General features: G+C 38.2%; 12 protein-coding genes and 1 tRNA gene. 9 read left to right on the top strand and 4 right to left on the bottom strand.

The features are described 5' to 3' along the window. Positions 1 to 186: 186 nt before the first annotated feature. From yajC to queA, 3 genes are all read right to left on the bottom strand, one after another. On the bottom strand, positions 187 to 522 hold the full coding sequence (gene yajC, locus CPS_RS04995) for a preprotein translocase subunit YajC (protein WP_011041958.1): 336 nt from the start codon (positions 520 to 522) through the stop codon (positions 187 to 189). 191 nt (positions 523 to 713) lie between these two features. Continuing rightward, positions 714 to 1,847, bottom strand: coding sequence for a tRNA guanosine(34) transglycosylase Tgt (gene tgt / locus CPS_RS04990; RefSeq protein WP_041737349.1), 1,134 nt, complete (start codon positions 1,845 to 1,847; stop codon positions 714 to 716). Positions 1,848 to 1,945: 98 nt separating this feature from the next. Beyond that, positions 1,946 to 3,025 (bottom strand): tRNA preQ1(34) S-adenosylmethionine ribosyltransferase-isomerase QueA, encoded by a 1,080-nt coding sequence (gene queA, locus CPS_RS04985; protein WP_011041956.1) that lies wholly within the window; start codon positions 3,023 to 3,025, stop codon positions 1,946 to 1,948. Positions 3,026 to 3,275: 250 nt separating this feature from the next. Between queA and aceK the strand changes: the two genes are divergently transcribed. The 8 genes from aceK to CPS_RS04945 all read left to right on the top strand — a co-directional run bounded on the left by aceK (position 3,276) and on the right by CPS_RS04945 (position 12,112). Next, positions 3,276 to 5,045: a bifunctional isocitrate dehydrogenase kinase/phosphatase gene (gene aceK / locus CPS_RS04980; RefSeq protein WP_011041955.1), complete on the top strand. Its 1,770-nt coding sequence runs from the start codon at positions 3,276 to 3,278 to the stop codon at positions 5,043 to 5,045. 281 nt (positions 5,046 to 5,326) lie between these two features. Continuing rightward, a tRNA-Trp gene (locus CPS_RS04975) sits at positions 5,327 to 5,403 on the top strand. A gap of 200 nt (positions 5,404 to 5,603) precedes the next feature. Further along, the gene (locus CPS_RS04970) at positions 5,604 to 5,981 is read left to right on the top strand and encodes a DNA polymerase III subunit psi (protein ID WP_011041953.1); all 378 of its coding nucleotides are present in this window, start codon (positions 5,604 to 5,606) and stop codon (positions 5,979 to 5,981) included. A gap of 13 nt (positions 5,982 to 5,994) precedes the next feature. Then, positions 5,995 to 6,501 (top strand): ribosomal protein S18-alanine N-acetyltransferase, encoded by a 507-nt coding sequence (rimI, locus tag CPS_RS04965; protein ID WP_011041952.1) that lies wholly within the window; start codon positions 5,995 to 5,997, stop codon positions 6,499 to 6,501. Between the two features lie 190 nt (positions 6,502 to 6,691). After that, positions 6,692 to 6,940, top strand: a complete 249-nt coding sequence (locus tag CPS_RS04960; protein ID WP_011041951.1) for a hypothetical protein — start codon at positions 6,692 to 6,694, stop codon at positions 6,938 to 6,940. Positions 6,941 to 7,257: 317 nt separating this feature from the next. Continuing rightward, positions 7,258 to 8,838 carry a peptide chain release factor 3 gene (gene prfC, locus CPS_RS04955; protein WP_011041949.1) on the top strand — a complete coding sequence of 527 codons (1,581 nt, stop codon included), beginning with the start codon at positions 7,258 to 7,260 and terminating at the stop codon, positions 8,836 to 8,838. 337 nt (positions 8,839 to 9,175) lie between these two features. Then, positions 9,176 to 10,924 carry an arginine--tRNA ligase gene (argS, locus tag CPS_RS04950; protein ID WP_011041948.1) on the top strand — a complete coding sequence of 583 codons (1,749 nt, stop codon included), beginning with the start codon at positions 9,176 to 9,178 and terminating at the stop codon, positions 10,922 to 10,924. 285 nt (positions 10,925 to 11,209) lie between these two features. Beyond that, positions 11,210 to 12,112, top strand: coding sequence for a TatD family hydrolase (locus tag CPS_RS04945; protein WP_011041947.1), 903 nt, complete (start codon positions 11,210 to 11,212; stop codon positions 12,110 to 12,112). A 10-nt stretch (positions 12,113 to 12,122) separates the two neighbouring features. Here CPS_RS04945 and CPS_RS04940 read toward each other — a convergent pair whose 3' ends face one another. Then, positions 12,123 to 12,815, bottom strand: a complete 693-nt coding sequence (locus CPS_RS04940) for a hypothetical protein (RefSeq protein ID WP_011041946.1) — start codon at positions 12,813 to 12,815, stop codon at positions 12,123 to 12,125. A gap of 102 nt (positions 12,816 to 12,917) precedes the next feature. On the opposite strand from CPS_RS04940, the gene serB reads away from it, so the two are divergent. Next, positions 12,918 to 13,928 (top strand): phosphoserine phosphatase SerB, encoded by a 1,011-nt coding sequence (gene serB, locus CPS_RS04935; RefSeq protein ID WP_041736683.1) that lies wholly within the window; start codon positions 12,918 to 12,920, stop codon positions 13,926 to 13,928. Positions 13,929 to 14,008: the final 80 nt, after the last annotated feature.

Genomic DNA, 14,008 nt, shown 5'->3' with positions numbered 1-14,008 from the left:
TATTTCTTTTTGCGCGAACAAGCTGTTCACTCTACTTAACAATTGATAGGCTTTAGCTAACAATAGTTACTGTAGTGTTAAGCTCGCAGCCAGTTAATACAGTAACAAAAAAGAAACACGCAGTTGACGCATGTCAATGAGTATTTCCGATGCAGTTACTGTATTAATTGGCAATGAGATAAGCTGCTACAATGATTTCATTGTGCCTTTTGGAAGTACTGCGTTTATGGCGCTTTTTTGTACTGTAACTTCAGTGCCTTCGCTAATACTAACAACGATAAAATCTTTCTCATCAGATACTTTAACGATTTTGCCAACAATACCGCCTTGTGTTAAGACTTCATCGCCTTTACCTAATGAAGACATTAAACCTTTGTGCTCTTTTACACGTTTAGCTTGTGGACGATAGATCATGAAGAAAAACACTAAACCAAAAACGGCTAGCATAATGATCATTTCCATTCCGCCACCGGCTGTTGCTGGTGCTGCTGCGGCGTGTGCTGTACTGATAAATAAACTCATATATTTCTCTACTTCTTATTTTTAATTATAAATTAGTTAGTGACTTTGTATTTTATTGCTCTTTCGCCCAATTGATATGTCAAAGATACTCACTGACTAACGTCAGCTCCGTGCATTTTCCTTTCAATTAAATGAAAGCCCTTCAAAACACTAAGCCACTAGATTTAACAAAACCTTTCAATTAATGAAAGCTAAACTTGCTTACTACCTTCTGCTAATGGCGGCACAGGTAAACCACGTAAAGCGTAAAATTCTTCTACAAAGGCGTCTAATTTACCTTGCTCAATGGCATCACGCAAACCTTGCATCACTTTTTGATAAAAATGAAGGTTATGTAAGGTATTTAATTGCGAACCCAGTATTTCTTTACACTTGTCTAAATGATGTAAATAAGCACGTGAGTAATTCTTACAGGTATAACAATCACAAGTATCATCTAGTGGTGCAACATCTGTTTTATGGGCAGCATTTCTGATCTTAATAACACCCGTATTCACAAATAAATGACCATTGCGGGCATTACGTGTAGGCATCACACAATCAAACATATCGATACCACGGCGTACACCTTCAACTAAATCTTCCGGTTTACCTACTCCCATCAGATATCGGGGCTTATTTTTAGGTATCAAGGGTGCGGTATGATCTAATATTCGAACCATATCTTCTTTGGGCTCACCTACTGACAAACCACCAATAGCGTAACCATCAAACTCAATTGCTTTTAAGCCGGCAACTGATACTTCACGTAAGTCTTCATACATGCCACCTTGAACAATACCAAACAATGCGTTCGGGCTGTCGCCGTGAGCATCCTTTGAACGCTGTGCCCAACGAAGCGAGAGCTCCATTGAATCTTTAGATTCTTTATGGCTCGCTGGGTATGGCGTACATTCATCAAAAATCATCACTATATCAGAATTTAAACTACGCTGAACTTCCATTGAACGTTCAGGGGTCAGCATAATTTTTTCACCATTAACGGGTGAGCTAAAACGAACACCTTCTTCGGTGATTTTACTCATTTTCCCTAAACTAAAGACTTGAAAGCCGCCAGAGTCGGTTAAAATCGGTCCATTCCAATTCATAAAGTCATGCAAACCACCATGCTGCTCAATAATATCGGTACCTGGACGTAACATTAAGTGAAAGGTATTACCCAAAATGATATGAGCACCAGTAGCCTCTACTTCTTCAGCTTTCATGCCTTTGACCGTACCATACGTACCCACAGGCATGAATGCTGGGGTTTCCACCACACCACGGTCAAACGTTAATCGACCACGACGGGCTTTACCATCAGTGGTGATTAGTTCATATTTCATTTTATTTTTTACTGTTTCAGTCATAAATTTTCTCTCTCACCTACTAGCTAAACAGGCTGGCGGTGTTGGTTTAATAAATAGTATTTTTTCTATAACGTTTACGGCGTATCTTGCTTAATTAGCTCTTGTTTCGTAAGGAACATAGCATCACCATAACTAAAAAATCGGTATTCTTGGCTTATCGCATGTTGATAAGCAGACATAATATGGTCATAGCCAGAAAATGCACTCACTAACATAAGTAAGGTTGACTCAGATAAGTGAAAATTAGTTACTAAAGCATCAATGATTTGAAATTGACAACCTGGGGTGATGAATATATCGGTATCACCATAAAAAGCACTTAATGGTTTGTTTTTATCCAGTGCTGCTTTTGCTGCACTCTCAAGTGAGCGAACAGAGGTTGTTCCAACCGCAACAACTCTTCCGCCAGCGGCTTTCGTTTTGGCTATTTGGGCAACAACTTCATCTGATACTTCAACATACTCAGCGTGCATAATATGATCAGCAATTTCATCTACCTTAACTGGTTGAAAAGTCCCTGCACCGACATGCAATGTAACAAATGCCAGTTCAACGCCTTTGGCCTTAATTCTTTCTAATAAAGCTTCATCAAAATGTAAACCTGCTGTTGGAGCAGCAACCGCGCCGGGCTTTTCATTGTAAACAGTTTGATAACGTTCTTTATCACTGTCTTCATCTGGTCTATCTATATAAGGTGGTAGTGGCATATGCCCTATTTTGTCTAATATAGTTAACACTGACTCGTCACTGTTAAATTTTAATTCAAAAAGTGCACCATGGCGCGCCACCATAGTCGCTTTAACTTTAACGTCACTGTCTTCATTACCTAAGAAAAGTTCGTTGCCAACTTTAGGAGACTTACTCGCACGAATATGAGCCAGAGCTGTGTTTTGGTCGATAACACGCTCAACCAGCACCTCAATTTTTCCACCACTGGCTTTTTGACCAAACATTCTGGCAGGGATCACTCTGGTATTATTAAAAACCAGCAAATCACCTGAGTTCAATTGCGCGACAATATCGGTAAAAACACCATCGGTTATAGCGCCTGAGTTGCCATTTAAGGTCATTAAACGACTAGCAGTACGCTCAGCTTTTGGGTATCGAGCAATAAGGGCTTCGGGTAAATCAAAGGAAAAGTCTGAAACACGCATGATATTGGCTATTTTTCTGCTTTAAAAAAAGCGTAATTTTAGAGCTGCACGCCATTGATAGCAAGTTAATTCGCCACTTTTAAAACTTAAGAGTCAAGATCAGAGAACAATCTTGTGTTGAAACAACATTATTGCTTGTTATAGCCAGTATTTAGGAAAATTATCTCTGTAATTGAGCTTTTAGTGTATGTTGGTAAATAAGCTGTGCTGACACGCCCTTACTTAAATCGACTAAAGAGTTAATTGCCCTATGAAAGATGAACTTGCGCTTACTATAGCCAATACAATTATTAATGGTTTTGAACGCCATTTTGCAATTTTTACCGAAATTACTCAATCTGCCCGAAATCGATTTCAACAATGTCAATGGAATGAAATTCATCGCTCTGCTAGGGCAAGAACCAATTTTTATGACGAACGTGTAAAAGAAACATTCAACGATATAAAAGAAGACTTTAATATTAGCTCGCTTGATGATGCGTTATGGCAACGAGTTAAAGCCGTCTACTCTGATTTATTAATCAATCATAAACAACCAGAATTAGCTGAAACCTTTTATAACTCGGTTTTTTGTCACTTATTCGAGCGTAAGTATTATCACAACGATTATATCTATGTCGAGAGTACCGCGCACCGACTTGATGATAAAACACAGCCGGAAATCTATACTTCTTATCAGCCAAAAGAACTTGGCTTAAAACAAACGATTTGTGACATTATGAATAGTCATAGAACGGTGATCCCATTTGAAGATCTCGATCGTGATGTTGATGCGCTTATTAATACTTTTCGCCGAAAAGCACATAAAACCCGTGTTAAATTAGAAGATTTGAAGTTTGATATTCTTAACTTTACCTTTTATCGAAATAAAGGTGCTTACCTCATTGGCCGGGTATTATCGCCAGCGGGAGAAACACCATTTATTATTGCGGTGCTTAATAATGAAAAGGGTGGTTTGTATATAGATGCATTACTCACCAGTAGTGAAAGTATGGCGGTTGTTTTTGGTTTTGCTCGCGCTTACTTTTTTGTTGACTGTGAACATCCTTATGCGCTGGTTAACTTCTTACAAGGGCTAATGCCCCATAAAACCAAAGCTGATTTATATTCTGCTATTGGATTTCATAAACAAGGAAAAACACAGTTTTATCGAGATTTTCTCAACCACCTCGATAGCAGTGATGACCAATTTGAATTAGCTGCTGGTATTAAAGGTATGGTGATGTCTGTATTTACGCTGCCCTCATACCCTTATGTTTTTAAAATCATCAAAGATAAGTTTTCACCCAGTAAAAACATAACCAAAAAAGATGTAAAAGGAAAATATCGTTTAGTTAAGTTACACGATAGAGTCGGTCGGATGGCCGATACTATGGAATATTCAGAAGTAGCCTTTCCTAAGTCGCGTTTTAACGATGAGCTTTTGGCTGAACTTCAAAAAGTAGCACCATCAATCATTCGCTATGAAGGTGAAGGCGAAGAAGCTCTTATTATTATTGAGCATTTATATATAGAGCGCCGAATGGTGCCACTTAATTTATACCTAATGGATGCCCTTAAAAATAAAGCACAGCAAAAAATTGATGACGCCTTATTCGGCTATGGTCAAGCCATTAAACAGCTAATCTCCGCAGATATTTTTCCTGGCGACATGTTACTCAAAAACTTTGGTGTGACACGCCATGGACGGGTGATTTTTTATGATTATGACGAAATAGCTTATATGAATGAAATCAACTTTAGAGTAAAACCTAAAGCGGTGACTGAAGAACAATTATATGCGGCTGAACCTTGGTATAGCGTAATGCCTGGAGATATGTTCCCAGAGGAGCTCGCTACGTTTGCACTCGCAAATCCAAGTTACCTCAAAGCATTTAAAATACACCACGAAGATTTATTAACAGCGGCATATTGGCAACAATGCCAACAAGATGTCGCCAATGGTATTTATAAAGATGTTTTTCCTTATCCTGATAAATATCGCTTTTGTAATTTAAGTTTTGGTAGCATTAAAAGATAAACAGCAGCTGAAATTAACGAGTAAGTGTACCGGCATAAGTAAAAAATGTTGGTATTCCATCTATACCCGTTACCATTTTAGGTAAATAATAACCAAGTTTAGTCATTTGAGATAAAGAGTGAACTTGGTCAATTTTACCTAGCTATCAAACTTCACTAAATAGAACAGGCTAGTTTACTAGCACTTTGTTGATAAAACAGTCGAACAAACACTAAATACAAAAAAAAATCACCTTTACTCTTTACCTTTGCCTGCGCATCAGTATAATTCGAATCTGTTGCAGGGGTGTAGTTCCAATTGGTAGAACAGCGGTCTCCAAAACCGATGGTTGGGAGTTCGAGTCTCTCCACCCCTGCCATTTTCTTCTTGTTTTTTCTGTATTATTTAAATATTCTCTTCATAAAATCTAAGTCAACTCTTTGTAGATATTTATAACCTATTGAACAAAATAACACTTAGTTCATATTTTATTATTCCTATGAATTTATCTACTTTTAGTCTGTTGCAAATTCTGTCATTATATTTACCCTTAAATCTAGAGCAAATAAGCCATCACCGATGAGCATTAATCAACATCAATTTGAGCAACTCTCTGAAATGGGTATCAGCCTTTGGCAGCATCGTACCTGTGATACGCCAAAAGACACCGTTCAAGCTCAGCCCGAACACTATATTGATATCGATTTAAAGTATTTAGCTAGTCAGCAACTATTCAATGACATTTTATTAGCCATAGGTTTAAGTATCGGTGAAATAAATCATCAAAGTGATCACCTAGATTTAGGGCTTTTTAACTGGTATTTCACAGCAACATCATCACAAAATGGAATCAAATGGGTCGAGCAACAGCTGTTCACTCCACCTATCACTGAACTTTCAAAATCGCCTGCGCTTAAAAAGCAATTATGGCAATTATTGACTAAGCAAACACAATGAGTTGGCAAACCCAATGAGTAATGGAACAAAATCTAAAACAAACCACTTTACTGAAATAGCGCGCATTGACCTAGATACGTTAATGCCAATAGAGCTCGCTTGTCATTCACACCCTTGGAGTGAGAAAACTTTTTTAAGTTGTATTGGTGGTCGTTATTTCGGCGAAAAACTAGCTATTAATTTTGCTCAAAACGCAGCAACAGAAATACCCGACAATCATGCTATTGGTTTTTATATTGGTGAATATGTGCTCGGTGAAGCGACACTGATGGACATTTGTGTAAATCCTACTGAGCAAGGTAAAGGTTACGGAAAAGTATTACTAAACCAATTTTTAGCTCAAGCTAAAAAGCTCGGTACCACCAAGGTATTTTTAGAAGTTCGTGCAAAAAATATCGCAGCACAAATGCTTTACATGAACGCGGGTTTTATCGAAATCAATCGCCGCACAGGTTACTATCCAAGTAGCACTGGTTTTGGTTATGAAGATGCCATTGTCATGTCATTGGCTTGTAAGTAATTAATTAGTTCGTTCATTCATTAATAACGATTAGTCCTCTTTACTGCATCAAACCAGCCAGCCCGTTAACAAATAACAACACTTGAATACGTAAAGTAGCTAGTTAATCGCTCTCCTTTAGTTAAGATACTGAACAAGAACCGCAATAAGGTTTTTACAGTATTTCTTACACCTAATTAAGGAGAGCAAAATGTTTACTAAGATAACCCACACAACAGATAGCCTGCTGTCTAATGAAGGTGTCACAAGCCTTATTGTCAATGATGCGCTGAGAAAAATTAGCCAGCTTACCGGTTTAAGCCAGCAACAAGCTTTCGCATTATTATCGAGTCAAGTAACTCAACAATACAACAATACTGACCATCGAGAAATAATTAAGGTTCAAGCGCCTTTATTAGAGCAAAAAGAATCCCAATTCATTTCAAGTTTGTTTAATTAATTTTTGACCTAACCTCAGCTGAATTATTCTTTTTAAGAATTCAATAACAAGCAGCTAACGTTACTGTAACCTCAGTCTTTATCTCGATTTATAATTCGTTATATTCACTACGCCATCCATCACCCCTCGATCACCCGACCCGTGATAATGCATCATTATTTCTTCCGTTATAAAAAACATCATAAAAGAATAAGACGAACTTAAACAACACGCCCTTTAATGGTACAATGCGCGCAATTTTTAATAATAATGAGAAGCGCTGTACTAAGCCAAGTACTAAAGTCACTTCTCTACTATTTACTTAACAGGTAATTTGCATGTCTGTACAGCAACAGCAAGTCGATTTACGTCGCACCTTTGCCATAATTTCTCACCCTGATGCGGGTAAAACCACCATCACCGAAAAAGTACTTTTGTTTGGTCAAGCCTTACAAAGAGCCGGTACGGTAAAAGGTAAAAAATCAGGTCAACACGCGAAATCTGACTGGATGGAAATGGAAAAAGAGCGTGGTATCTCAATTACTACCTCGGTAATGCAATTTCCTTACAATGACTGTTTAGTAAACTTACTTGATACCCCTGGTCATGAAGATTTCTCGGAAGATACCTACCGTACGCTTACTGCGGTTGATTCATGTTTGATGGTAATTGACGTTGCTAAAGGTGTTGAAGCACGTACCGTTAAATTAATGGAAGTTACTCGTCTTCGCGATACGCCAATTATTACCTTCATGAACAAAATGGACCGCGATGTACGTGATCCAATGGAAGTCATGGATGAAGTTGAAGAAGTATTAAAAATCAAGTGTGCTGCTATTACCTGGCCAATAGGCATGGGTAAAGAATTTAAAGGCATTTATCATATTCTTGATGACGAAATTACTTTGTATCAATCTGGCCTAGGCCACATGATTCAAGAAAAGCGTGTTATTAAAGGTCTTAATAACCCCGAACTTGATAAAATAATTGGTAACTATGCTGATGATTTACGAGAAGAATTAGAGCTTGTTTCCGGCGCGTCTCATGACTTTAATTTAGAAGAGTTCTTAAAAGGTGAATTAACGCCAGTATTTTTCGGTACTGCATTAGGAAACTTTGGTGTAGATCATATGCTTGATGGTCTGACTAAATGGGCACCTAAGCCACTACCTCGCAAAACAGATTTACGTGAAGTGACTGCTGAAGAAGAAAAATTTTCTGGTTTTGTCTTTAAAATTCAAGCCAATATGGATCCAAAACATCGTGACCGTATCGCCTTCATGCGTATTTGCTCTGGTAAGTATGAGAAAGGCATGAAAATGAAACAAGTTCGTCTTGCTAAAGATGTAAAAATTGCCGATGCGGTAACCTTTATGGCTGGTGATCGTTCAAACGTTGAAGAAGCCTTTGCTGGCGATATTATTGGTTTACACAACCACGGTAGTATTCAAATAGGTGATACTTTCACTGCCGGTGAAATGATGAAGTTTAGCGGCATTCCTAACTTCGCACCGGAAATGTTCCGTCGTATTCGCCTTCGTGATCCATTGAAAGCTAAGCAGCTACAGAAAGGTTTGATTCAGTTATCTGAAGAAGGTGCTGTACAAGTATTTAGACCTTTCATTAACAACGATATGATTGTTGGTGCTGTTGGTGTATTGCAGTTTGAAGTTGTTGTGCAGCGATTAAAAACTGAATACAAAGTTGATGCAATTTACGAAGCTATTAGTGTTGCTACCGCGCGTTGGTGTACTTGTGATGATGAACGTACTTTAGAGCAATTTAAAAAGAAATCGGGTGATTACTTAGCCTTAGATGGTGGTAATAACTTAACCTATATCGCACCAACGATGGTTAACTTATCGCTAGCACAAGAGCGAAATCCTGATATCGTGTTCCACTCGACTCGTGAACACTAGTTTGGTGTCCTAGTTCGTCATTTTTCGGTGTTGCTTGATAATTTTTATGCTGTCACTTAGTGTACTAAGCTCCCTTATAAAAATGATCAAGCGCCTTGTAAAATAAACGAACTAGTTAACCAAACAGAATTAAATCGTAAATAAAGATTAAAAATATTTTGCTGATTATTTTAATAATGAAGCAGAACTTAAAAAATAAATTTCACTAACTGCGTAATAGCTTCTTTATCGCAGTTAGTTGGTTCAAGGTTAAAGAAATGACACGGAGCATGCAGCGCATGTGAGTATCATTGATGCCAAGATTGAGCCAAATAACAATGATAAAGAGTCTATTACAATGAATATTAAGAACATATTAAGCGAAAGAGTCAGTGCAGCTATGGTTGCTGCTGGCTTACCTGAAGGTACTAATCCTGCAATTAGCTTATCTAACCGTCCTCAGTTTGGTGATTACCAAGCTAATGGTGTGATGGGCGCAGCAAAAAAACTAAAAACCAATCCCCGTGAGTTAGCAACCAAGGTTGTTGCCGAACTAGACTTAGACGGCATCGCTAGCAAAATTGAATTAGCCGGCCCTGGTTTTATTAATATTCATTTAGATGAAAGCTGGTTAGCGGCGCAACTAAATGAAGTTGCTCAAGATGACTTTATTGGCGTAGCACAACGCGGCACAACCCCTGGTGATGAATCGCAAACAGTCGTTGTTGATTATTCAGCGCCTAACCTTGCCAAAGAAATGCATGTTGGTCACTTACGTTCAACCATCATTGGTGATGCTGTTGTACGTGCATTAGAATTTCGTGGTGACAAAGTTATTCGTCAAAACCACATGGGTGATTGGGGTACGCAATTTGGTATGTTAATCGCACACTTAAGCGATAAACTTGCCAGTGATGAAGTTGCTGAAACTGCCCTTGCCGATTTAGAAAATTTTTACCGTGAAGCAAAAGTACGCTTTGATAACGAAGAAGGTTTTGCTGATAGAGCACGTGCTGATGTAGTTAAACTGCAAAGTGGTGATGAAGCTTGTGCCAAGTTATGGCAACAGTTTATTGATATTTCAATCACGCACAGTGAAGAAATTTACGCTAAATTAAATGTGTCATTAAAACGCTCTGATATTATGGGCGAAAGCGCTTATAACGACGATTTATCTACTGTTGTTGATGAGCTTATGGCGAAAAAAATAGCGGAAGAGAGTCAAGGCGCTAAAGTTGTTTTTATTAATGAAATGGCTAACAAAGATGGTGAAGCACCAGTATTTATCGTACAAAAATCGGGTGGCGGTTTCTTATACGCAACAACAGATTTGTCTGCATGTCGTTACCGCAGTGGTAAACTAGCAGCCAATCGCATTATTATTTTTACTGATGCTCGTCAAGCATTACACTTTAAACAAGTTGAAATTGTTGCGCGTAAAGCTGGCTTATTACCTGAAAATGTCGGTTACCAACATTGCCCATTTGGCATGATGATGGGTGATGATGGCAAGCCATTTAAAACCCGTACTGGCGGTACTATCAAGTTAGCTGAATTACTTGATGAATCTATCGTGCGTGCTGCGGCATTAATCAAAGAGAAAAATCCAGATATTACTGATACTGATCTAACTGAAATATCTAAGAAAGTAGGCATAGGCGCAGTTAAGTTTGCCGATTTATCAAAAAATCGTACCAGTGATTATATTTTCGACTGGAAAACGATGTTGAGCTTTGAAGGCGCTACTGCACCTTATTTACAATATGCTTACTCTCGTATTCAAAGTATCTTTTCTAAAGCTGGCACAGTTAAAAATGATGCGGTTATCAACATAATCGAGCCACAAGAAAAAGCTTTAGCATTAAAGTTATTACAACTTGAAGATGTGGTTGATGCAGTCATCAGTGAATGTACACCTAATTTGTTATGTAACTACCTTTATGAATTAGCCAGCCTCTACATGAGTTTTTATGAAGCCTGTCCTATTCTTAAAGAAGGCATTAGCGGTGAAGTTAAAGCTTCACGTCTAGCGTTATGTAACGTTGTTGCTGATACCTTAAAACAAGGGTTAGATATATTAGGCATTGAAACAATGGAACGTATGTAAATTTACCCTAGTAAACGTGATTGGAGCGTCAAAAAATACTCACTGACATTCGTCAGCTTCGTTTTTTTCCTTCCACTAACGTTTACTAGAAATAAATTACAATAAACGGAGTTTGTTATCTTAACTCTTACGTCATTCAAGTAATGTAAGATCGGGAGTCCAGTAATCAAAATGGATGCTCAATTAAAACACCCAGAGCATGACGACGGAAAGGTTTAGTGTTCAAGAATAGAAGTCCTATTCTTAATAGTTAACTCTCAATAATAAATAATCAAAGGGGCAATGATGCAGTTTACCGATAGCCATTGCCACCTTGATGATATTGCTTTTAGTGAGCAACTACCCGCTTTATTAGCCCAATGTCAGCAACTTGCAATTAACCGTATAATCGTGCCCTCTATTGCGCCTGACAACTTCACTCAAGTCCTTAATCTAGCAAAGCGCTGCCGTGATAACCTTAGTAATATCACCAACACTAATCCGATTAAGATTTACCCTTGCTTAGGTATTCATCCGTGGTTTTTACAAGCCCTTAATGACTCTCACCTTCAAACATTAAGTGAGTTAGTAATTAAGTCGCGAAACGAGATAATTGCCGTAGGAGAGATTGGCATTGACGGCGCTATTGCCAAACAAGCCGTAAACCATGGACAAACCCCTGAAGATAACTTGCATCATCAACAGCATTTTTTTGATTTTCAACTCAATCTCGCTAAACAGCAAAACCTACCGGTAATAATACATCACAGGCAATCTCACGATAAAATAATGCCGTTCCTGAAAAAATATCAGTTAGAAAGAAAAGGCATCATTCATGGATTCTCAGGTAGTTATCAACAAGCTATGGGGTATATTGATTTAGGTTTTAAACTCGGTGTCGGTAGTACTATTACTTATTCTCGTGCTAAAAAAACCATCAATACCCTCAAGCGCCTTCCCTTAGAGAGTTTAGCTTTAGAAACTGATGCGCCATCGATGCCGTTAAGTCGAGAAGTGACAGGTGAAGAAGTTCTGACAAATAATGAGGGTACGGAACAAGAAAAGCTTGAGACGGTAGTTAGCTCTCCAACTAACTCCCCAGTAAATCTAATAAAAATTTTTGAAGTGTTATCAACCATACGCCCTGAAAGTTCAGAGGAGATAGCAAATCAGCTTGAACATAACATCAATCAGATATTTTTCACTTAAATGAAATGTATTAGTCTGTTTTAGACTCAGAATCTAAACGATATCCGCGCCTGCTAAAACGATTTAACCCCCGAGTAAGTAGGAACCCTACGACGCCTGCTAATAACAACATTAAGCGTTGTAAAGACTGTTGTTCTTCATCCGCTTTAGCTAAAATATCAGTTAAATAAGATTGCTCGATAGTAAATCGAAGATAACCATGTAGATTGTAACTGCTTGAGTCTGTTTGACGTATTTCTTCAACAAAAGGCGTTAAGGTATCTGTTACATTGCGTTGATGAGGAGAAATTCCGTAAAGGTCGTTAATACTCTTTGCACTAGGCGGAGCGAGTTCATTACCCTGCTTATCTTTTTCCACCGAAGCACTCGATACGACTAATAGCCCTGTAGCATCATATAAATGGGCTTGTTTAACAAAGTTAACTTTTGTTAAACCATCAAGATAACGTTGTAAAAACGCATCTTGATCTACTTTACTTTCATGTGATTGCTCAAGAATAACCGCAACCCCCGCAATCGCCTGTTGAAGTTGCTGCTTAGCAATATAATTAAAGTGCGCCGTTAAGTTATCACTATTTCTCTCTCCGGTTGACTGCCAGAGACTCATCAGTACTATGATAAGCAAAATTGCACTAGCTAATTGCAGGATTTTATTATAAATCGAGGATAATTTAGGGTATAAAGGCTGTTCGGCTTGCTTCATAAGAACACTGGTGACATTTTAGCGCATCGATAGTGCCACTATAGTTAGATTATTAACTGATGTGAAGTTTATTAATTTTAGAACATACCCAAGAGAGTTAACGTGTCTTTTATTACCACTATATTACCCCTTTCACTTGAACAGTATTTAGCCAATAATTTACAAAATCAACAACTACCTATCGCTTTTAGTTTGTCTGAAAAAGCAGTTACTTTAGCTGATAATATATTAAGTGAACCGGCAACAGAAGAGCAGATAGAGTTGGTTGTATTCCAACAACTTCCACTGTCGCAGCTGTTAGCATTGCAAAACGATGCTCAGCTTGAAATCATAACGCTCACTACGATTAATCACCGTAATAATCAAACGAGTTGTCGTTTTCAAGTGAACTGTGCTGACTTTATCAAAACCCGTAAAGCAGTAGCTGACTTCGCTTTAGCGAATAAAATTGAAGCCGCTTTATTAACACAGGTACCTAAATTAGCAGTGCCTGGATTATTAGTGATGGATATGGACTCAACCACCATAGAAATTGAGTGTATTGATGAAATAGCTAAGCTAGCGGGCGTTGGTGAAGAAGTCGCTGAAGTAACAGAGCGCGCCATGTTGGGTGAACTCGATTTTGCACAAAGTCTGCATCAACGTGTAGCAACATTAGCAGAGTCACCGGAAAGTATATTAAGTGATGTAGCAAAAAACATTCCCTTAATGGCTGGATTAAAACCACTCATTGTTGAGCTTAAAAAGCACAATTGGCGTATTGCTATTGCTTCTGGTGGTTTTACTTATTTTGCCGATCATCTAAAAGAAACCTTAAACTTAGATGCTGCTTTTGCCAACACCCTTGAAATTATTGATGGAAAACTCACCGGTAAGGTTTTAGGTAGCGTGGTTGATGCGCAAGTAAAAGCGGATTCTTTAGCCATTTTAAGTAAAGAGTATCAAATACCAGTAAATCAAACCGTTGCGATGGGTGATGGTGCCAATGATTTAGTGATGATGGCTGCGGCAAGCTTTGGTGTTGCTTTCCATGCTAAACCTATTGTATTAGCTCAAGCTGATAGCAGCATAAACGAGCAAGGTTTAGATTGCCTGTTACACTGGTTAGCGTAGTTTTTATCATGTCATCTAAAGTTTTAGAAGGCTGAACACAATCTATATTCGCTCTATTTCAATAGGTAAATTCAGACATA

Origin of the sequence: Colwellia psychrerythraea 34H, assembly GCF_000012325.1 — a bacterium.
GTDB lineage: Bacteria > Pseudomonadota > Gammaproteobacteria > Enterobacterales > Alteromonadaceae > Colwellia > Colwellia psychrerythraea_A.
This window is presented reverse-complemented; position numbering and strand designations above follow the sequence as displayed.